Source organism: Mesorhizobium sp. M0800, assembly GCF_040320095.1.
Classification (GTDB): Bacteria; Pseudomonadota; Alphaproteobacteria; order Rhizobiales; family Rhizobiaceae; genus Mesorhizobium.
Genome location: NZ_JAMYOZ010000008.1, coordinates 84,223 through 104,788, shown reverse-complemented (window position 1 = coordinate 104,788; position 20,566 = coordinate 84,223). Strand labels below are relative to the sequence as shown.

Sequence of the window (20,566 nt, the reverse complement as noted above, 5' to 3'; positions counted from 1 at the left end):
TTCTCAGTGTATTTCCTTTCGCAGCAAGAACAACCAAATCACCTCTGAAATCAGGTGACACTGCTTAGATAGGCAGAGTTAGGTTGCAGTTTCAAGACACCGCTCGCAAGCAGACGCCCGGCAACGGCCGAATATCCGGCTTTTCGGGCCAGAAAATCGGAACCGCCTCGCCCCGCAGCGGTTATCGGCTCATCCACGAACCGGAATCCCGACATGCCGATCGATCCCCAGAACGCCCTCCTCACCGTGCAATCCGGCCTTGCGCAACTCAGCACGCTGATCGTCTCCTACTCGCTTTCGGCGGTCGGCGCCGTCATCCTGCTGGTCATCGGCTACATCGTCGCCGGCCTCGCCGAGCGTTCGATCTATGCCGGCCTCGGCCATATCAGCGGCTTCGACGAAACGCTCCGCCATTTCTTCTCGCAGGTCGTCCGCTACGCCATCCTGGGACTGGTCGTGATCATGGTTCTCGGCCAGTTCGGCGTGCAGACGGCTTCGATCATTGCCGCTATCGGTGCCGCCGGCCTGGCCATCGGCCTGGCGCTGCAAGGCACGCTGCAGAACATTGCCGCCGGCATCATGCTCCTGGCGCTGCGGCCGTTCCGCATCGGCGAATATGTCGAAGTCGGCGCGATATCCGGCACCGTCGAGGAGATCGGGCTGTTTGCCACAACGCTGAGGACGGTCGAAGGCGTCTACGTGCTTGCACCCAACTCGACCCTGTGGAACCAGCCGGTCCGCAATTTCACCCGCAACGGTGTGCGCCGCGGCGACATCACGCTCAGCATCGGCTCCTGGAACGACATCGATTTTGCGCAGAAGACCATGCTCGGTGTCGCCGCCGCCGACCGGCGCGTCAGGCGGCAGCCGGCGCCGATCGCCTTTGTCGCGACTGTCGGCGACAGCACCGTCGCCATCACCTTGCGCTACTGGACGGCGGCTGCCGATTTCTTCGCCGCCCAGATCGACCTCACCAAGCGTGTCAAGCAGGCGTTCGATGCCGAAGGCCTTTCAATCCCGGCGCCGGCGCCGAAAGCGCCGCAGCCGGATGCCTCTGCCACGCGGCAATAGAGCATTTTAAGACGGCCGGCAGATGGCCCTCAAAGCTCTCTGCGCCCGCGCTGATCTTCGGGCGCGAAGGCGAGATCGACAGGCAACGGCGCCTGCGCCGTCATCGGCGCGAAACTGCCGGTCTCGGTGGCGGGCACCGGCCGCACCATGACGACGCGCCAGAGAACGAACAGGCAGTAGGCGGTGGCAATGACGATTGCCACATAGATGAAGGCCTGCGTGCCATAGACGGCGGAAAGTCCGGTCACAATGCCGGGCACGACGAAGCCGGACAGCGACCAGGCAAACAAAAGCGAGCTCGACAACGCCACCATGTCGTCCTTGCCGGCGCGGTCGCCGGCATGGGCGCTGGCCAGCGAGTAGATCGATTCCGAGGCGCCGTCCCAGACCACATAGATGACGAGCAGCGCCGCCAGCGCGCCGCCGTCGAAACCGAGGGCAAACAGGCCCGCCGCGGCGGCAAGCGCCGACGCCGCGATCAGCACAAAGCGCCGGTCGGTGCGGTCGGAAATCCAGCCGAGCGGAATCTGCAGGATCAGCGTGCCGACCGGCATTGCCGAAAGCAGCAAGGCGACGTCGGCCTGGCTGTAGCCCTTGGCCGTGGCATGGATCGGCGCAAAACCCGAGATCGTCATCGACAGGCCGCCGACGGCAAGCATGCCGGCAACTCCGACCGGGGAGATCCGCCAGGCGCGGCCGAGCGCCACGGACGCCGCTTGCGGCGCCGGTGGCTGCGCAAGCCGAGTCAGCCCGACGGGAAGGATCGACAGCGCGGTGAAGGCAATGCCGATCAGCGGCGCGTCGGCCGCGCGGATATCGATCAACGCCAGCGTCGAGTAGCCGACGCCGAGCCCGGCGACGTAGGCAACGTAGAAGATAGCCATGACCCGGCCGCGGATGGCGTTGGCGACGACATCGTTCAGCCAGCTCTGAGCGACAATGAACAGGCCGCATATGCCAAAGCCGTAGAGTGCCCGTGCAGCGATCCATGGCAATGGGTGCGGCCCGGCGCCGACCGCGGCGTTGGACAGCACGATCAGCGCCGACAGCACCATGAACACGCGGGCATGGCCAACACGCCGCACCAGCGGCCCGGTCAGGATGCAGCCGGCGAGGCCGCCAGCCGAAAGGCCGGTGACGATCAGCCCCGCCCATGTCGGATCGAAGCCCTCGGCGCCGAGCCGGACTGGGATATAGGCGAACATCAGCCCATTGCCGACGGCGATCAGCGCCATCGACAAAAGGATGCTGGCAATGGCGATCGACGGCGCCGGCTGCCCTAGACCGTTCTTGTCCTGGTCGCGCTCGAGAATCGTCATGACCGAGGATCGCCCATCAAGCAGGTCAAGGCAGCGGCAAAAGCGACATCACCGGACTTGCCTTCTCTCCTTGTGGGAGAAGGTGGATCGGCGCGTAGCGCCGAGACGGATGAGGGGTGCTGGAAGAAATGCAGCGTAAAAAGACCGAGGGATTTTAAGTGTTTAGTTCTTCAAGATAGCGATCATTCCAGCACCCCTCATCCGACCGAGCTTCGCTCGGCCACCTTCTCCCACAACAAGGGGAGAAGGAGACTCCTATCCCTTTGCCACCTTGCGGATCGCGCTCGACGACAGCGACGAACGCGGGCCGTGGATGAAGGTCCAGGCCGGCGCCGTCATGCGGGCTAGCCGCGGTGCGTCGCCCTCGTCGACGCGAGCATAGTCGAAGGTCTTGGCGACCACCGACGACAGGAACGACAGCGTCGCACCTGGCCGGTCGACCACCGCGATCGGAAACGTCATCACGATGCGGCGCCAGCGCTGCCAGCGGTGGAAGTCGCGAAGCGAGTCGGCGCCCATGATCCAGACAAAATCGACGCCCGGGTTACGCGCCTTGACCAGCGCCAGCGTGTCGGCGGTGAAGCGGACGCGGTGGGCCGCCTCGAATGCGGTGACCTTGATCTTCGGGTTCTTCGCGATCTTTTCGGATAGCTGCAGCCGCTCGGCCAGCGGCGCCAGGTCTCCGGCATTCTTGAGCGGATTGCCGGGCGTCACCATCCACCACAGCTGATCGAGCGCAAGGCGTCTGAGTGCGATCTCGGCGACCAGCGCATGGCCGGCATGCGGCGGGTTGAACGAACCGCCGAACAGCCCGACCGCCACGCCTTTCCCGGCATGCGGCATCTTGAGATAGCGGGAGGATATGGCATGTTCGGACAAGGCAAGCATGCGTCAGGCACCCCCCTCTGCCGCGCCGGGCATCTCCCCCTCAAGGGGGGAGATTGTCAGCTTCATCGCAGGCGCAAATCTTGCAACGCCGCCGATTGGCGAAATCAGAAATGACAGCCAATCTCCCCCCTTGCGGGGGGTGAGGCGTGGTCCGCGTAGCGGACGGAAAGCCAATTGCTTGGCTTTCCGAACGACGAACGCCCGGAGCGACAGCGAAGGGCCGGGTCCGGCAGGACAGAGGGGGGTGGCTGGGCGCACGCCTCTCAGGCTCGGACTGTGGACGGATTCAAGGCCTCACCTGTCCCGACCCGCGCACGCGATATTTGAACGAGGTCAGCTGCTCGACGCCGACCGGCCCGCGTGCATGCATCTTGCCGGTGGCGATGCCGATCTCGGCGCCCATGCCGAACTCGCCGCCATCGGCAAACTGGGTCGAGGCGTTGTGCAGAAGAATCGCCGAATCGACCTCGTTGAAGAACCGGTCGACCGCTGTGGCGTCCTCGGCGATGATCGCCTCGGTGTGATGCGAGGAAAACGTCTCGATATGCTCGATGGCGCCGCCAATGCCGTCGACCAGCTTCACCGCAATGATGGCATCGAGATATTCGGTCACCCAGTCCGCATCGGTCGCGGGCTGGGCATCGGCATAAAGCCTCAGCACCTCGGCGTCGGCATGGATCTCGCAGCCTGCCGCCCGCAGGGCCTCGAGGATCGGCACCAAGTGCGTGCCGGCGGCGGCACGGTCGACCAGCAGCGTCTCGGCAGCACCGCACACCCCGGTGCGCCGCATCTTGGCATTGACCGCGATCTTGACCGCCATGTCGAGATCAGCCGACCGGTCGATATAGAGATGGCAGATGCCTTCGAGATGCGCGAAGACCGGCACCCGCGCCTCGTTCTGCACACGCTCGACCAGGTTGCGGCCGCCGCGCGGAATGATGACCTCGAGATTGCCGGAAAGCCCTTTCAGCATTTCGCCGACGGCGGCGCGATCGGTAGTCGGCACCAGTTGGATGGCATCCTCCGGCAGCCCGGCTGCTTTCAGCCCCTCGACCAGGCAGGCATGGATCGCGGCGGAAGAGTTGAGCGAATCCGAGCCGCCGCGCAGGATCACCGGATTGCCCGCCTTAAGGCAGAGCGCGCCGGCATCGGCGGTCACGTTCGGCCGGCTCTCATAGATGACGCCGACGACGCCGAGCGGTGTGCGCACCCGTTCGATATGCAAACCGTTCGGCCGGTCCCATGCGGCGATGACATCGCCGACCGGATCGCGCAACCCGGCGATTTCACTGATGCCGTTTGCCATGGCGCGGATGCGGGCGGGATCGAGCTTCAGCCGATCCATCGACGCTGCCGATAGGCCAGCCTCCTCGCCATTTCTGACGTCGATGGCATTGGCGTCAAGGATATCCTGCTCATGCCGAAGAATCGCCTGAGCCATGCCGATCAGCGCCGCGTGCTTGCGCTCGGCCGCAGCGCTGGCCAGCGGTCGGGCCGCGGCACGCGCGCGGCGGCCGATATCGGCCATCAGCGTAATGGTGTCGTCCCGGGATTTTTCATGCAGCGTCAGCATGGCTCATCCTCCGCTATGTAACCTGGTCACCGACTACTTGCTCACCACCGGCATGGCTCACCACCAAATCGTCGCGGTGGATCATCGCCGAACGCGCCTCGTAGCCGAGCACCGTTTCGATCTCTGTCGTCTTCAGGCCAGCGATCCTTACGGCATCGGCGGCATCATAGGCAACCAGCCCGCGCGCTATCTCGCGGCCCTCGGGCGACAGGATCGCCACCGTGTCGCCACGCGCAAAATTGCCGCTGACCAGCTTGACGCCGGCCGGCAGCAGCGACTTGCCGGAGAGCAGCGCGCCGATGGCGCCGGCATCTACGGTCAGCCGTCCGGCCGGTTCGAGCTGCCCGGCGATCCAGGTCTTGTAGCCCTTGACCGGATTGGCGCTCGGCCGGAAGAAGGTGGCGCGCTCGCCGCGCTCGATTGCCAGCAACGGCGACAGCCGCGTGCCTGATGTGATGATCATGGCGGTGCCGGCGGCGGTCGCAATCTTGCCGGCGTCGAGCTTGGTGCGCATGCCGCCGCGCGACAATTCCGAAGCAGCGGCACCCGCCATCGCTTCGATGTCAGGGGTGATGCGGTCGACGACCGGAATGAACCGGGCTTGCGGGTCGCGCGCCGGCGGCGCCGTGTAGAGCCCGTCAATGTCGGAGAGCAGCACCAAAAGATCGGCGCCCATCATGGTGGCGACACGCGCCGCCAGCCGGTCGTTGTCGCCATAGCGGATTTCGGAGGTGGCCACCGTATCGTTCTCGTTGATGACCGGCAGCGCCTTCATCTTGAGCAGTGTCGAGATCGTCGCCCGCGCGTTGAGATAGCGGCGGCGCTCTTCGGTGTCGCCGAGCGTCAGCAGGATCTGGCCCGATTTCAAGCCATTCTTGCCGAGCGCATCCGACCAGGCGCCGGCCAAGGCGATCTGCCCGACGGCAGCAGCAGCCTGGCTCTCCTCGAGCTTCAGCGCCCGCTTGCCGAGGCCGAGGATGGTGCGGCCGAGTGCAATCGCCCCGGAAGACACGACGAGAATTTCGGCGCCGCCATTGGCCAGCGCGGCGATGTCGTCCGCCAGCGAGGCCAGCCAGTCGCGCTTCAGGCCCGTCGTGCGGTCGACAAGCAGCGCCGAGCCGATCTTGACGGCAATGCGCCGATAATTTTTCAGCGATTGCGCGGCCATGGCTATGTGTTCCAGCGCGTCTCGACCGGCGCAGCGACAGCTTCGCGCGCCTCCGCCACCACAGCCATCAGCGCGCGCAACACCGCTTCGACGCCTTCGCCGGTGACTGCCGAAAGCAGCATCGGCGCGCGGCCGGCCGCCCGTTTCAGCGAGGCGGCCTTCTTCTTGCGTGCGTCGGCATCGAGTATGTCGACCTGGGCAAGCGCGACGATTTCGACCTTGTCGGTCAGCCCATTGCCGTAGGCTTCGAGCTCGGCACGCACGGTCTTGTAGGCATTGGCCGGATTTTCTTCCTGCGCCGAGACAAGATGCAGAAGGACCCGCGTGCGCTCGACATGGCCAAGGAAGCGGTCGCCGATGCCGACACCTTCATGCGCGCCTTCGATCAGGCCGGGAATGTCGGCAATGACGAATTCGCGACCGTCGATGCGGGCCACGCCAAGGCCCGGATGCAGCGTGGTGAAGGGATAGTCGGCGATCTTCGGCTTGGCCGCGGTGACCGCCGCCAGGAAGGTCGACTTGCCGGCGTTGGGCAGCCCGACAAGGCCGGCATCGGCGATCAGCTTCAGCCTGAGCCAGATGTTGAGCTCTTCGCCCGGCAGTCCGGGATTGGCGCGGCGCGGCGCCTGGTTGGTCGAGGTCTTGAAGTGCTGGTTGCCGAAACCGCCATTGCCGCCCTTGGCCAAAAGAAAGCGCTGGCCGACGACCGTGAGATCGCAGATCAGCGTCTCATTGTCCTCGGCAAAGACCTGTGTTCCGGCCGGCACTTTCAGCGTCACGTCGGCACCCTTGGCGCCGGTCATATTGCGGCCCATGCCGTGCGTGCCGGTCTTGGCCTTGAAATGCTGCTGGTAGCGATAGTCGATCAGCGTATTCAGCCCATCGACCGCCTCGACCCAGACATCGCCGCCGCGGCCACCGTCGCCGCCGTCCGGACCGCCGAACTCGATGAACTTTTCGCGCCGGAACGACACCGAACCGGCGCCGCCGTCGCCGGAGCGGATGTAGACCTTGGCTTGATCGAGAAATTTCATCGGATTGTATGGTTTCTGCTATTGGCTTTGCGGGATTGCTCTAAACCAAGGCGGGTCGAAGGGCGAGGGCCGTTTTTGCTACTGTAACGTCGCGCGTATCTCTGGACGCGTAGCATTTGGTTGACCCTTGCCGAAAATCGATCTTCGGCTTTCCAAGCGCGAGATGTCGGAATGAAGCTGGTAACTTACAATATCCACTACGGCGTCGGTCTCGACGGCCGGTACGATATCGGCCGTATCGCCGATGCCGTGCGCGGCGCCGACGTGATCGCGCTGCAGGAGGTCACCCGCGCCAACCCGAAGAATGGCGGCCGCGACATGGTGGCCGAGCTCGGCGAGGCGCTGCCCGACTATTTTGCCGTCTACGGCAGCAATTTCGAAGCCGACGCCGGCTCGCGCCTGGAGAACGGCCGCGCCATCACGACCACCTTCCAGCTCGGCAACATGGTGCTGTCGAGGACGCCGATCCATCTGTCGCGCAATCTCCTTTTGCCGCGCAGCCGCAGTGTCGAGGCGATGAACTTCCAGCGCGGCGCGCTGGAAGCGCTGATCGAAACGCCGCTTGGTCCGATCCGCTTCTATTCCACCCATCTCGACCACCGCAGCCCGGTTGAACGGCTGAGCCAGATCCGCTTTCTGCGCCAGCGTCTGTTGAAATACCCGCTCGAGGGCGGCGGGCTCTCCGGCGTCGCCGAGATCGGCTTGCCGGACCTGCCTTGTCCCGAAGCCTTCGTCGTCATGGGCGACTTCAACATGCTGGCCGGATCGCCGGAACATGTCGAACTTGCCGGCCAGCCTGACCATGAATTCGGCATGCCGGTGACCGCCGACCTCGCCATCGATGCTGCCACACGCCTCGGCGCTGCCGGCGCCGATCTCGTCACCTGGGTCGACCCCAAGCGGCCGGGCGATACCAGCCGCTACAAGCGCATCGACTACATCTTCACCAGCGCCTCGCTTGCCAAATCGCTGAGGCGCCTGTGGGTCGACCGGCAAGCGGCCGGTTCGGATCACTTGCCGGTCTGGCTCGAGATGACGTGAGCCGCATCCATCAAAAATGCACCCAGTTCCGCAGGCTGGTCCAGGTCTTGCGATCGAGGCGGTAGCGCTCGACCGGCACCTGACCGGCAACGATCGAATTCAGCATGCCCTGGCCGGCATACTGGAAGCCGCATTTGTGGATGACCCGGCGCGAGGCCGGATTGATAACCCGCGTCGAGGCGTGCAGCACCTGGATCGTGGTTCTCTGGAAGGCAAGGTCGACCAGTGCGTGCGCTGCTTCCGTCGCGTAGCCGCGTTTCCAGTACGGCTCGCCGATCCAGTAGCCGAGCTCCAGCCCACGATCCGTGGTGTTGAGCCCGGCACAGCCGACGAAGGTCTCGGTGCCGGCCAGCGTCAACGCATAGGCGATTCCGGCCCGGCGCGATGCCGTCATGGCCAGGAAAGCGCGTGCCTCCGCCTCGCCATAGGGATGCGGCATGCGAGCCAGCATTTCCGCGACGTGGCGGTTGTCGGCGAGCGCCACCAATTGCTCGATATCGCTTTCACGCGGGGCACGCATGACCAGCCGCTCGGTGACTAGGACCGGGCAATCTATCGTGTAACTTTCGTCGTCTGTCGCTTCCGCTTCGGCAACCATATCAAAGTCCTCCAGGCACAAGAAAAAGGGGAGATGGAAACCCATCTCCCCTGATCCATTTCCTGGCTTGGCCAGACACCGGTTCCCGAGATGGGTGCCGGTGTTCTCGTGCGGAACCGGCTACTCCGCTGCCTTCGTCATCGGGTTCACCGATACGTAGGTTCGGCCATTGGCTTTTTTGTTGAAGGTGACTGCGCCAGCTTCGAGCGCAAACAGCGTGTGGTCCGTGCCAATGCCGACATTGGTGCCGGGATGCCACGTGGTGCCACGCTGACGAATGATGATGTTGCCCGGAATCACGGCTTCGCCGCCGAACTTCTTCACGCCGAGCCGCTTGGAATGGGAGTCGCGACCATTGCGCGACGATCCGCCAGCTTTCTTGTGTGCCATCTAACTAACTCCGATGCGCCGCGAGGCGCCTAAACGATCTTATGAACGCGTTCGCGTTCCGTTTCAAGTCCGATCCGGCGACGATTGCGCCGGTTCGTTCTACTTCTTCGCCAATTCCTTGGCCTGGTCGCGCCAGTCCTTGATCTGGTCGGCGCTGAACGGCATGTGCTCGTCGATCTTGGCGACGTCCTTGTCGGACAGCTTGGCGATCTGGGCAAAGGTGGTGATGCCCTGTTCGTTGAGCTGGCCGGCGGCGACCGGGCCGATGCCCTTGATCACGGTCAGGTCGTCCGGCTCGCCCTTCGGCGCCTTGAACAACGGCGCGGCGGCTTCGGCAGCCTTGTCCTCGGTCGTCTCGGCCTTGGCTTCCTTCTTCGGCGCAGCCTCTGCCTTCGCTGCTGCCTTCGGCGCGGCTTCAGCCTTCGCCTCGGTCTTGGCTGCGACTTCGGCCTTCGCTTCGGTCTTGGCGGCGGCCTTCTTCGCCGGCTTGGCGCCACCCAGCAGGATTTCGGCAATCCTGACGGTGGTCAAAAGCTGGCGATGGCCGATCTTGCGGCGCGAATTCTGCCGGCGGCGCTTCTTGAAGGCGATGACCGTGCGGTTCTTGCCTTGCTCGACGACTTCGGCGGTGACCATCGCACCATCCACGAACGGCGCGCCGAACGTGACGTTCTCGCCCTCGCCATGCGCGAGCACATTACCGATCTCGACGATGTCGCCGACATTGGCTTCGAGTTTTTCGATCTTCAGGAGATCGTTGGCGGCAACGCGATACTGCTTGCCGCCCGTTTTGATGACTGCGAACATTTTTTGCCTTTCGCTGTTCGGTCGGCCTTGATGAACCGCTTCAGGCGGTTCGGCCGTCTTTTTGTCAGTCTGCGGGTTCAAAAAACAAGCGGCGCGGAAGATCCCTCCACGCCGATTGCGCGCTGTCCCTAGCCGAAGGTTCGGCTTGAGTCAAGGCAAGCGCCGCGGGCAAGCTGCAAACGGGTTGAGCCCAGTCCTTGCAAATATCGAGTGCAAATATCGAGCAGCGGCTGCCGGAGGCTCGAAGGAAGCAGGGACAGAAGCTGCGGCGACGGGGCAGATTGGCCCTTGTAACCTGCCTGTCCAGCCGTTATCTAGTGCGCCGCGCCGGCAACGGCGGACCATGACCGCGGAGAGGTGGCAGAGTGGTCGAATGCACCGCACTCGAAATGCGGCATGGGTGCAAGCCCATCGGGGGTTCGAATCCCTCCCTCTCCGCCACTTCGGAATGGTCCATTCCGGACCCATAGGTAACAGCATCTCTCATCGCGCCGGTAATGGCTTAAGATCGCGGGCCTATGCAGCCTTCCGCCGCAATTGGCTCACGCTCAGCCACACCGCCGAAACCAGGAAGTAGAGGGCGCCTACTGCGGCATAGCCGGCCACGTTGGTGATGGATGGCGGCATCGGCATCCGCGCCTGCGCGATGAAAAACGTGCCTGCCAGTGCTGATTGCCCTCCGCTCAGGATCATCGCCCACTGCGCACCAGAGCTCTTCCAACGGCGGACAGCCGTGCCGAGTTGAAGCAGGCCGGACAGGATCGCCCATAGGCCGAACACGCCCAGCACCCAATTCATGCTCATCTTCAGCGCAAAAACGACCGCGAGCGTTGTCGCCACACTGACCACGACGTTGATGGTCTGGGTGCGATTCTGTCCCAATCCTCCGCTGCGCGATGCGTCGACAAAATTGGCGAGAGCATCCCATGCAGGATAAGCCACGAGTAATACCGCCGCGACCACCCCGGAATGCTGTCCCACCGTAAAGGCAGCCGCCACCCAGACAGCCGAGAACGCAGTCCGAGCGAAGTAATAGAGCTTGAGCCATTGTTCCTGGCTGGCGCGGGAAAGATCGCCATCGTGAATCGTCATTGGATCATCCTTTCGACTAGTAGGTAGGGCTCTCGACGAATGTCGCAGAGTCGTTACGGCTATGGTTAGTTGAGGTCTTAGGGTCGTATTTGGAGGGAACGCAGAGCGAGCCGCTCCAGGAGCGGGCCCGTCACGACGGCGAATGCCTTCGGATCGCCATAGGCCCGTGCTGAAAGCATCGCGCCGTGAACGGTCGCCATGAACGCTTCAGCCTCGGCACGAGGGGTGCTCATCAGTCGAAATTGGCCGTGCCGCACGCCGCGCTCCAGCACCGACGTCAGCCAAGCCGACAGCGAGCGGAAATGCGCCCGGACCTCAAGGCCAACTTCCTCGGGCAGCACGGGGAGCTCGCTTGCCAGCAGCGCGCAGATACAAAATGGGGCGCTGGCGTTCGCGATGCAGGCTTCCCAATACCCGGCATAGATCCGCAACTGTTCGAGCGGATCGGATTCGTGAAGTTCGACATTTGCCATCCCCGCTTCAGTTTCTTCGCGGTACCGCGCAACCAGCGTCCGAACCAGATCGACCTTGCTTGGGAAATGGTGATGAATGCTCGCTTTACGGATCCCGACCACATCAGCAATGTCGGCATAACTGAAACCGTTGTAGCCGCCAGCGACGATCAGTGAACGTGCACAAGCCAGGATGGCATCAGAGGTGGTAGACAAGTTGCTCATGCTTTTACCTACCTTCTGGTAGGATGGCAGTCAAGCCTCCTTGCAACGCGAGTAGCGTGAAATTGCGTGGCTATGGCGTAGACGTCATTCGATCTTCATTGTTTTCGGCCCGCCATCCATTCAGAAAGCTCCGGGTGTTTGTCGATCGAGGTAGCCATCCCACTTCGAGGACGAGGCAACACCCCTCCGGCCGACCGGACCACCGCTAATCGCCGTGCGGCACTAGGCGTTCGCACCGACTGCGCTATCTCCCCATCGTTAGCTTGTTCTATCGCTGGTTGAAGACTGGGAGGTTTCCATGGATCGGCGACTATTTTTGACAGGAATGTTTGGCATTGCCGGGGCCGCGGCCCTTGCAAGCACAGTTCGGCCAATCAACGCAGTGGCCGGCGTTCCAACTGCCAGAAGCGGCATTCTCGATGAACTCGAGGCGCCGGATGTCGAGACCTTCGACGACGACGAAACTCAAGCAGAGTTGCAACCAGTCTATCATCGCCGGTGGCACATGCCGCGCCGGCGCCGCCGGCGCGCCTGGAGAAGGGTCTGTCGCGTTTACTGGCGAAACGGCTATCGGCGCAGGCGGTGCTTCCGCAGGCGCGTCTGGGTCTGGTTTCGATTCTAGCAACTGGCCGGCTTGAACCCTGGCCATCGCGGCCGGGGTTTTCGCCCCAGGCGGCCGTTAGCGCCCTTAGGGAGCTTTCCTAAGGGCGCGGAGGAAGCTGACGGTGTTTGCAGGTTTCAGAGCCACCAGCCTACGACTGGACGATACGACGATTTTCGCAAGGGTCGGAGGCACCGGTCCGCCGCTGCTGCTTCTTCACGGTTTTCCAGAAACGCATCTGATGTGGAGGGATATCGCCGCAGCCTTGGCGCCCCGTTTCACGGTGGTCGCCGCCGACCTTCGAGGCTATGGGCAAAGCGGATGCCCGGTTTCCTCTGCCGATCATAGCCCATACGCCAAGCGCGCCATGGCCGGCGACATGGTTCAGGCCATGAAGCAAGTGGGGTTTGAGCGGTTCATGGTTGCCGGGCATGATCGTGGCGGGCGGGTTGCCTATCGCCTGGCGCTGGACCATCCCGACAAAGTGCTCAAAATCGCCGTCCTCGACATCATCCCCACCGCCGCAACATGGGATCGGGCGGATGCCAGACTGGCGCTCGGCTTCTGGCCCTGGGGCCTTCTTGCCCAGCCGGAGCCCCTGCCGGAGCGTCTGATCGGCGCGGCTCCCGATGCTGTCGTCGACGATGCAATTACGCACTGGGGATCGTCGGCGAAAATGGTCTCCAAAGAGGTCCGGAACGCCTATGTTGATGCGCTTCGCGATCCCGCGCATATTCATGCCATCTGCGAAGAGTATCGCGCCGCTGCGACGATCGATCATGAACATGACGCGTTGGACCGCGCAAACGGTCGTCGCATCGACTGTCCGCTACTGGCGCTATGGAGTGGCGAAGGCGCCCTGGAGAACTGGTATGCGCAAGAAGGCGGGCCGCTGGCCATCTGGAGGAAATGGGCCGACAGAGTGGCAGGACACGCTGTCCAAGGCGGGCACTTTTTCCCGGAACAGCACCCCGACAAGACGGCAGCGGCTCTCTCCGAATTCTTTGAAGACAAACAGGTCGGTCAGCACAGGGTATTGTAGAGGTCACATGCTTCAGTTACGCGGAACCTCGGGAGCGCTTCGCGGCCTGAGATCGAGAACCCTCCGGAAATCCGCCTGTCCGGCATCAACGTGCTTGATAAGGGAATGAAGGCGATCTCCACGGCCGCGCCTCTGATATGCAGCCTCATGTTTGTCGGAAGTTGCGCATCGCCTTTGCCGGCATCCTTTGATGCTGCGAAATACGACAAGATGAGTTGCGTCGAGCTCAACGTGGCGATCGGCGCTGTCGCCGACGAAATGTCGGCGACAGCCATCGCTCGTGGCAAAGTCGTCCACACCAAGATTCCGGGCTGGCTGTTGGGAGGGCAGCGTGTCGCCTCGACCGTAGCTGCCCGCCAGAGTGCGAAGATCGAGCACTTGCGGCAGCAGGAGGCTGCGATTGCGGCGGCGAGACGAAGCCGGTGCTAATCGTCTCTTAGCCGTTCGATAAAACGCCTCTTATGGATATGCCGATCGCGGATCGCCTGCAGCCTGCGAGCAAAATCGTGGGTCGTGCCACATTCCTCGGCGATTGCCTTGAGGTCGAGCAGAAGGCTGGCGGCCTCATCGTAGCCGGGAGGGTTGCGGCGTTCGATCTCGCTCTCCACCTCACGCCAGACGCTTTCGCCGCGCCGCGAGAGCGCATCGAGCCGAATACGGCGGGCGCGCGCCTCTTCCGCCGCCTGCCGTTTTCTTTCAGCCTCTCGTTGCTCCTCCTGCGCGCGCTCGCGGGCCTGACGGATCGCCTCGGCACGGGCTCGCAGTTCGCCGGCCGAGCGCGGAACAGTGGCCATGGGGCTTCCAACAGAGACTTTCAACATCGAGCGATTCCGGACGAACGCCCGAAGCTCGTTTTCAACATGCCGATCGCCGTCGACGAGACGAACGAGCAGCGTCGTCTTTTCATGATCGGACAAGGCGCCGACTGAACGCCGGACCATATCCGGCGACAATTCCGTTGTCGTGCCGGCGGGACGCTCGGCCGCCGCAGCGACGAGGTCGGCGTCGAGCTGAAAGAAGCGCGCGAAAGCGTCGAGCGCGGGCGTCATCGGGCCGATCCCCGGCAAAGGCTCCGCCTCGTCCGGCTTGACGGAACCGATCTCGGCCGCCTTCAGCCACAGCAGGTAGAAAAGCCTCAGATCGCCGCCGAGCACGTCGGCGCGCAGCGGCGCCAGTGCTTCGAGCCAGTGCGAGTCGTCGTCCCAATTATCCCAATCGTCCGCAGGTTCCAGTTCTTCGCACAGGATGTCGACGATCAGGTTCTCGCCGGACGTGCTGATCTCGAGGCAATCGACCGCATGCAGGAATCCCTCGAGACGCTGCCGGTCGATTAATGGCGCTGGAAACCGGATCATCAGCCGGTGGGTGCCCCAATTCGCCAAATAGAGATGAAGATCGAACCAACGCCGCATCAACGCGACCGGATCGCCTTTGAAGTCGCCCCACTCGTAGAAATTCGTGAAGCTCGTGGCCGTAATCCGCGCCCGCGTCGACACATCGCGCAAGTCCCGGCGATCCGCTTCGCTGAGTGGGCGGTCGACCGTCCGAAACTCGTAGTATTGATATTCGCTCATGGTTGCTTGGCTGCTGGCCGATCCTCATCCCACAGGTCAGTTCAGGATAGAGCTGTGTCGAGATCGAACTCGCCCCGTCTGGCACTTTCTGCACAGGAATTTGCCGTTTGTGCGGATGAACTGTTGAAAGGCAGCCGGCCTGTCGTAGATTTGGCAAGCGCGAACGGCAGCGAGGATGCCATGAAGAAGGACGAACTCGACTCCGTCCTTGCCCGGGGCAAGCCCGACTTCGATCTCGGTCCGATAGAAGATCAACTACATGCCGTGGCAAACGAGCAGCAATTGCCGGATGTCGCAATCATTCACTGCATAGCGAGGATTGAAGAATCGGCTCCCGCGCTGCGTGCCGTCGTCACAAGAGCGGCCGAAGGAGAGGCTCTGTCGCGGGATGATCAGATGCTGCTCTTGCGAGGCATCTACATTCTGGGCGGCGCTCGCGACACTAGAACGTTCGGGCCCTTGTTGCGCCTGCTGCGCCGGCCGGGACGCGACCTCGATGACCTGCTCGGCGACGTGGTGACCGAGAGCATGGCGCGTATCGTCGCCGGCGTATTTGATGGCGACGCCGACGCTTTGTTCAGCTTGATCAGCGACCGCTCCGTCGATGAATTCGTCCGCGATGCAGTTTTGGGCGCAGCGACCTTCCTGACCTGGGAAGGCCGCATCGAGCGTGACCGAATGCGAGATTTTCTCGAGCGATTCCACACCGAGAGGCTGGCCGATGACGACGATTTCGCCTGGATCGCCTGGCTGGGGGCGATCGCCCTGCTTGGCTTGCGCGATCTGGCGTCACTTGTTCACAGCGCATGGGACGACGGCCGCATCCCCGAAGGGGTAATCGACCGCCGCGATTTCGAAGACGATCTCCTGACCGCCGAGCAAAGCCCAAACGACATCGATCGATTCGAGCGCGCCGCTCTCGGCTATATCGACGACGTGCTTGAAGCGTTGGAATGGACCAGCCACCTTGAGTATTTTGGCGAGGAAGATTGGCAATCGCCCTTGCCGGAACAAACTTGGCTCGACGAGTTGTCGAGATTGACAGCGCCGGTCACAAATCCTTGGCGCCATGTCGGACGCAATGATCCGTGTCCCTGTGGAAGCGGCAAGAAAGCAAAGAAATGCTGCCTAGCAAACTAACCTGTTGCAGTGTCGCGCAATTGCGAGTTTGATTTTTGGCTACCCTCACGCCGATCCAGCGGATTGATGCGCAGCGATCGCGCCGAGGAATATCTCGCCGAAATCCTTGAGCTTGGCGGCGCCGACGCCGTTGACCGCGGCGAAGGCGTCCAGATCACGCGGGCAGCGTTCGGCCATATCGATCAGTGTACGATCCGAAAAGATCACGAAGGCCGGCACCTGGCGTTCCCGGGCAAGACGCAGCCGTACCGCCTTGAGCGCGGCCAGCAGCGCCGAATCCAGACCTTCCGTGCCGGCTGCGGTATCTTCAGGACGTATCTTGCCTCGCGATGACTGGCGCGCGTCCACGCGATACCGGAACGAAGCCTCGCCCCGGGCCAGCGCACGGCCCTTTTCGGCGATGGCGAGACCGCCATGGCCGGCTGAGTCCAAAATCAGGAACCCTCCCGCGACGAGTTGGCGGAGCAGCGACAGCAAGAAACTCTTTTTATTCGCCACACCGGTGCCGAAGCTGGCAAGCCTGTGGTGGTTCCTGTCCAGGACCTTCTCGGTCTCATGGCCGAGCAGGACATCGACGACATGGGCGACGCCGAAGCGCTCACCGGTCTGTGCGATCGCCGCCAGGATAAGCCGCGCCTCCGCCTCGCCATCCGCATGCGGCGACTGGTCGAGGCAGTTGTCGCAATTGCCGCAAGGCGAAGAACTTTCGCCGAAATAGCCAAGCAGGATCTGGCGCCGGCACTGCGTCGTCTCGCAATATCCGATCAGCGTATCGAGTCGGCCATGCGCGCGCCTTTTGTGCTCAGCCGGCGCGTCCTCGTCTTCGATGAAAAGCCGGCGCATGCGGATATCGCCGAGACCGAAGAGCATATGTGCCTCGGCCGCCCGCCCGTCGCGGCCCGCCCGCCCGATTTCCTGATAATAGGCCTCCAAGCTGCCCGGCAGGTCGGTGTGGAAGACATAGGCGACGTCCGGCTTGTCGATCCCCATGCCGAAGGCGATGGTCGCCACCATCACCACGCCGGACAACGTCATGAAAGCGTTTTGATTCGCTTCACGCGCGTCCTTGCTCATGCCGGCATGATAGGCGAGCGCGCGTACGCCGTTCCGCTCGAGGAACGCCGCCATCTCTTCGGTCTTTTTGCGCGACAGGCAATAGACGATCCCGCTGCGGCCCGCATGGCGCTGCACGAAGTTTAGCAATTGGCGCTTGCTGTCCTGCTTGGGCTCAATGCCTAGCTTGATGTTCGGCCGGTCGAAGCCGAGCACCACGGTATCGACGCGCCCGTCGAACAGCTGCGCGGCAATGTCGGTGCGCGTCGTCTCGTCCGCCGTAGCGGTCAGCGCAATAATCGGCACTTTCGGGAAGATATCACGTAGTCTCGACAATTCTTCGTATTCGCGCCGGAACGCCGGTCCCCATTGGGAGATGCAATGTGCCTCGTCGATGGCGATCAGCCGGACATCGAGCTTGGTCAACGCCTCGAGCATTCGCACCGTCATCAGCCGCTCCGGTGCAAGATAGAGCAGGCGCGTCTGGCCTGCCGCGACACGGCGCCATGCAGCGACATTGGCATCGCGGTCGAGCGAGGAATTGATCGTATCAGCCGCCACACCGGCAAGGCGCAATGCGGCGACCTGATCCTGCATCAGTGCCACCAGCGGCGAAACGACAATGGTGAGCCCGCCCAGCACCAGCGCCGGGACCTGGTAGCAGAGCGATTTGCCGGCGCCGGTCGGCATGACAGCCAGCACATGATGCCCGGTCAGCAGCGCCTCCATCACGGCCGCCTGGCCGAGACGAAAATCATCGAAACCGAATACATCCCTGAGGACGCGCCGCTTGGAATCCTCTGTCGGGATGCTCGCTGCTACCTGCATTACGGCGTTTCTGCAATCGGCGCGGCCGGACTGCGCTGGAATCGAGTTTTTCGGGGATTCGAGAGGGTGTGGAGAGCGATCAACCCACTCTCCCCACGGCACTTTGCATTAGCAGATGGCATCTTTCGTGGGCGTCCTCAGCTTCTGTTCAAGTGAAGGAGGGAACAACCCTTTCGCGGAACATTGAAGCGAAAGTTTCTGAGCGGATGGTGTCTCGAATTCGCTCTTGGGTGGCTACGCCCATGTCTTTCAGCCGCTCCTCGACGAGCTTTACAATGTCCGTTACTGCGTCCTTCAGCCCATCCTCGTTCTTGCAGAGCTCCAGCAGCGCGTCGGATACACTCGCCAGCTTTCCCTTCTTCATTGTAAAAACATTCTTGGCTTCTGTAAGTCTAAGCCCTATCCCCGCTAATATATAGTACCTGAATGTCTTGTAACCATTCTCAATGCGTTGATTTCGCCACAAGAATTCTAACCGATAGTAAAGGTACGCTACAGCGTGATAGATTCGGACATCCTGTTCATCCAAGAAGATCACATTTTCGTACTCGGAGAGAATGCCACGGTAGTCTCGAGCCGCTCGCTGAGGTTGGAACAGCAAGCACGCAGCAACGGCCTTCATCAAAACCGAGGGCTGCATCACGCGAGTGCGCTCAACGTCCTGATTTCGGTACTGATTATCGCGCCGCTCGAAATAAATAATCTCCTCCGCTTCAAGGCTTCGGCAGTACTCTTCAAAACTCTTCATAAATGGGCGAAGCGCCCAAAACTGTTCGTCCCGCACCGGATTTTGCCTGTTGGTGCCGACGATGATGGAAGAAACGAATTCGTCGTCTTTAGAGCCGATCAGGCGGAAGGGGACTTGGATCGCTTTCGTCAAATTCCGATCGCCCTTCCCCTCGCTGCCACCATCACCGTAGACCAGGTCGAATATGACGTTACTGGTTTGACACCCGTTGACGATCTGGAAATCTTCCAGACGAAAGCGATCTCCAGTTCGGTCTATGTTCTTCGAAACAACAGTTATTCCATTGTTACGGAATACGAACTCCGCGCCACCGCCTGCACGGACGCTGTCCTTGATGGAGATATTAATCTTGGACTTTGAATCGTAGTCGCGGATGTTGTCAAAAAACACCGACCTGTTAATGCCGACAACCTCTTCATCGGCGTCCTTGGAGACATAAAGGGCCAACAGGTTCGCTGCATCAATGTAGCCAATGTAGGCCTCCTCCACATGCTCGTTGGTGGGCATAACAACGTTTCGTGGAAAATCAATTTCGACCTCCACAGCGGTGGTCGCGGCTCGGTACCACTGCTGGAGGTCGCGCGCTCCGACTATCTCGATAGCAATGGTGTTTGAATCAAAGATATTTAGCTCCTCAAGTTCAACACGAGAACCTGCTCGAAGCTTCTCGATCCTTGTCGGTTGCTCATAGTTGCCTGTCGCTACGTAGTAGCAGCTAAGCTTTGGATTTCGTTTGCCGACACCTTTTTCGTATATGGCATCCATCGCACCTATGAGATCGTCAATCGCGTCGCTCTCACCTTTTAGACTCCCATCAAAGAATCCTGACACCGCGTCAAAAAACTTTGAGATGTCGCCATAGTCGTAGCCAGTGCTTGTTTTAGCTTGAAAGAAGATGAACTCAATCGAGGGGTTGTTTATGGTGGCCAACTTGTCTTCAGCTTCTTGACGGCTATTTACAGACTCACCCTGAATGACCACAGCGATTCCGTCGACGCCGAACTCGTCTCCTTCCAGATGGACGTTGTAAGCGTCAACGCTCTCGCCAAGCAGTCCATTAAGGATTGAAAATATACTGTAGATTTCGAACTGTTTCTCTTGCGTGTAGGCTGTAATTGAGTTCGCCTTCGCGAAGTCACGGAGTTGGGCACGGATCACTGGATTCATGGTGCTTCGCTTATGTAAGTTAGGGTGCTTTGGGTGATCATAGCCGCGCGGCCCCTCGACCGCTAGGCGGGCATCATATTTTCTAACGACGTTCGCTGAAGGACAGTCGCAGCGACTTCGATACGCAGCCCTTCCCGACAATAAGAACTCGGCTCCTGCAGTTCGCGGCTGGGGCGGGCAGACTCCGGCATTCATCCTATGGAAAAACGTTCGAGTGCATGTCCACATGCTCCCGGTACAGCTTGCGGTTAATCCTATCTTCACCATCATTCGGCAGGTTCAGGTTCTGCGGTGATGTTTTGAGTACCGCGGCGCCACAAGCGCCCAGGCAACACGCCCGCGTCTCTCCGGAGGCGCGGGTTTTTCGTTCCGAGAACCGGCTGCCTGATCTTCGGGCCCGCAGCTCAGTCGAGGAAATCGGCGCGGTGCGGCGTGAAGCTGTCGACTAGCCGTCCCGCCTCCAGCGCCTTGACGCCATGGATAAGGTTGGACGGAACGATGAAGCTGCTTCCCGTTTCCAGGACCTCGGTCCTGCCGTCGATGGTGACCTCGAAACGGCCTTCGGCGACGTAGCTTGCCTGGACATGCGGGTGCGAATGCAGCGCGCCGACGCCTCCCTTGTCGAAACCGAACTCGACCATCATCAGTTCGTCGGTGTGCAGGAGCACGCGCCGGCGGTTGCCGTCGGGCGTCGGCGTCCACCCAGCCTCGCCGGCATGCGAGAAGATTTTGGTTCCGGTCATCGCGAAACTCTC

General features: G+C 61.8%; 19 protein-coding genes and 1 tRNA gene. 6 read left to right on the top strand and 14 right to left on the bottom strand.

Features of this window, described 5'->3' with window-relative positions; all coding sequences use genetic code 11:
• Window positions 1-213 precede the first annotated feature (213 nt).
• Window positions 214-1,071 carry a mechanosensitive ion channel family protein gene (locus NKI18_RS12995; RefSeq protein WP_352454940.1) on the top strand — a complete coding sequence of 286 codons (858 nt, stop codon included), beginning with the start codon at window positions 214-216 and terminating at the stop codon, window positions 1,069-1,071.
• 29 nt (window positions 1,072-1,100) lie between these two features.
• Here the strand turns inward: NKI18_RS12995 and NKI18_RS12990 are convergent, their stop codons facing one another.
• The 5 genes from NKI18_RS12990 to obgE all read right to left on the bottom strand — a co-directional run bounded on the left by NKI18_RS12990 (window position 1,101) and on the right by obgE (window position 7,053).
• On the bottom strand, window positions 1,101-2,390 hold the full coding sequence (locus tag NKI18_RS12990) for an MFS transporter (protein ID WP_352618073.1): 1,290 nt from the start codon (window positions 2,388-2,390) through the stop codon (window positions 1,101-1,103).
• A gap of 255 nt (window positions 2,391-2,645) precedes the next feature.
• Window positions 2,646-3,233 (bottom strand): nicotinate-nucleotide adenylyltransferase, encoded by a 588-nt coding sequence (locus NKI18_RS12985; protein ID WP_031212055.1) that lies wholly within the window; start codon window positions 3,231-3,233, stop codon window positions 2,646-2,648.
• 331 nt (window positions 3,234-3,564) lie between these two features.
• On the bottom strand, window positions 3,565-4,851 hold the full coding sequence (locus NKI18_RS12980; RefSeq protein ID WP_352618076.1) for a glutamate-5-semialdehyde dehydrogenase: 1,287 nt from the start codon (window positions 4,849-4,851) through the stop codon (window positions 3,565-3,567).
• Window positions 4,852-4,864: 13 nt separating this feature from the next.
• Window positions 4,865-6,019 carry a glutamate 5-kinase gene (proB, locus tag NKI18_RS12975; protein ID WP_352618079.1) on the bottom strand — a complete coding sequence of 385 codons (1,155 nt, stop codon included), beginning with the start codon at window positions 6,017-6,019 and terminating at the stop codon, window positions 4,865-4,867.
• A 2-nt stretch (window positions 6,020-6,021) separates the two neighbouring features.
• Window positions 6,022-7,053: a GTPase ObgE gene (obgE, locus tag NKI18_RS12970; RefSeq protein WP_352618081.1), complete on the bottom strand. Its 1,032-nt coding sequence runs from the start codon at window positions 7,051-7,053 to the stop codon at window positions 6,022-6,024.
• Between the two features lie 171 nt (window positions 7,054-7,224).
• On the opposite strand from obgE, the gene NKI18_RS12965 reads away from it, so the two are divergent.
• Window positions 7,225-8,094: an endonuclease/exonuclease/phosphatase family protein gene (locus NKI18_RS12965; RefSeq protein ID WP_352618084.1), complete on the top strand. Its 870-nt coding sequence runs from the start codon at window positions 7,225-7,227 to the stop codon at window positions 8,092-8,094.
• Between the two features lie 10 nt (window positions 8,095-8,104).
• Here NKI18_RS12965 and NKI18_RS12960 read toward each other — a convergent pair whose 3' ends face one another.
• The 3 genes from NKI18_RS12960 to NKI18_RS12950 all read right to left on the bottom strand — a co-directional run bounded on the left by NKI18_RS12960 (window position 8,105) and on the right by NKI18_RS12950 (window position 9,889).
• Complete coding sequence (locus NKI18_RS12960) at window positions 8,105-8,692, bottom strand: GNAT family N-acetyltransferase (RefSeq protein WP_023678076.1); 588 nt, start codon at window positions 8,690-8,692, stop codon at window positions 8,105-8,107.
• A gap of 120 nt (window positions 8,693-8,812) precedes the next feature.
• Window positions 8,813-9,082, bottom strand: coding sequence for a 50S ribosomal protein L27 (rpmA, locus tag NKI18_RS12955; RefSeq protein ID WP_023678077.1), 270 nt, complete (start codon window positions 9,080-9,082; stop codon window positions 8,813-8,815).
• Window positions 9,083-9,181: 99 nt separating this feature from the next.
• On the bottom strand, window positions 9,182-9,889 hold the full coding sequence (locus NKI18_RS12950; RefSeq protein ID WP_352618089.1) for a 50S ribosomal protein L21: 708 nt from the start codon (window positions 9,887-9,889) through the stop codon (window positions 9,182-9,184).
• 351 nt (window positions 9,890-10,240) lie between these two features.
• On the opposite strand from NKI18_RS12950, the gene NKI18_RS12945 reads away from it, so the two are divergent.
• A tRNA-Ser gene (locus NKI18_RS12945) sits at window positions 10,241-10,330 on the top strand.
• A 75-nt stretch (window positions 10,331-10,405) separates the two neighbouring features.
• Here the strand turns inward: NKI18_RS12945 and NKI18_RS12940 are convergent.
• Window positions 10,406-10,981 (bottom strand): DUF308 domain-containing protein, encoded by a 576-nt coding sequence (locus NKI18_RS12940; RefSeq protein ID WP_352618092.1) that lies wholly within the window; start codon window positions 10,979-10,981, stop codon window positions 10,406-10,408.
• A gap of 77 nt (window positions 10,982-11,058) precedes the next feature.
• Window positions 11,059-11,658: a TetR/AcrR family transcriptional regulator gene (locus tag NKI18_RS12935; RefSeq protein WP_352618095.1), complete on the bottom strand. Its 600-nt coding sequence runs from the start codon at window positions 11,656-11,658 to the stop codon at window positions 11,059-11,061.
• A gap of 725 nt (window positions 11,659-12,383) precedes the next feature.
• Here NKI18_RS12935 and NKI18_RS12930 point away from each other — a divergent pair.
• Window positions 12,384-13,301 (top strand): alpha/beta fold hydrolase, encoded by a 918-nt coding sequence (locus tag NKI18_RS12930; protein WP_352618098.1) that lies wholly within the window; start codon window positions 12,384-12,386, stop codon window positions 13,299-13,301.
• Window positions 13,302-13,511: 210 nt separating this feature from the next.
• On the top strand, window positions 13,512-13,730 hold the full coding sequence (locus NKI18_RS12925) for a hypothetical protein (protein WP_352618101.1): 219 nt from the start codon (window positions 13,512-13,514) through the stop codon (window positions 13,728-13,730).
• Here the strand turns inward: NKI18_RS12925 and NKI18_RS12920 are convergent.
• Complete coding sequence (locus tag NKI18_RS12920) at window positions 13,727-14,875, bottom strand: hypothetical protein (protein WP_352618104.1); 1,149 nt, start codon at window positions 14,873-14,875, stop codon at window positions 13,727-13,729. The genes NKI18_RS12925 and NKI18_RS12920 overlap by 4 nt on opposite strands.
• A 180-nt stretch (window positions 14,876-15,055) precedes the next feature.
• On the opposite strand from NKI18_RS12920, the gene NKI18_RS12915 reads away from it, so the two are divergent.
• The gene (locus tag NKI18_RS12915; protein WP_353019841.1) at window positions 15,056-16,015 is read left to right on the top strand and encodes a DUF1186 domain-containing protein; all 960 of its coding nucleotides are present in this window, start codon (window positions 15,056-15,058) and stop codon (window positions 16,013-16,015) included.
• A gap of 45 nt (window positions 16,016-16,060) precedes the next feature.
• On the opposite strand, the gene recQ is transcribed toward NKI18_RS12915, so the two are convergent.
• The 3 genes from recQ to NKI18_RS12900 all read right to left on the bottom strand — a co-directional run bounded on the left by recQ (window position 16,061) and on the right by NKI18_RS12900 (window position 20,554).
• Window positions 16,061-17,896, bottom strand: coding sequence for a DNA helicase RecQ (recQ, locus tag NKI18_RS12910; protein WP_352618109.1), 1,836 nt, complete (start codon window positions 17,894-17,896; stop codon window positions 16,061-16,063).
• 148 nt (window positions 17,897-18,044) lie between these two features.
• Window positions 18,045-19,811 carry an AIPR family protein gene (locus NKI18_RS12905; RefSeq protein ID WP_353019839.1) on the bottom strand — a complete coding sequence of 589 codons (1,767 nt, stop codon included), beginning with the start codon at window positions 19,809-19,811 and terminating at the stop codon, window positions 18,045-18,047.
• Window positions 19,812-20,215: 404 nt separating this feature from the next.
• Complete coding sequence (locus NKI18_RS12900) at window positions 20,216-20,554, bottom strand: cupin domain-containing protein (RefSeq protein WP_352618117.1); 339 nt, start codon at window positions 20,552-20,554, stop codon at window positions 20,216-20,218.
• Between the last annotated feature and the right edge of the window lie 12 nt (window positions 20,555-20,566).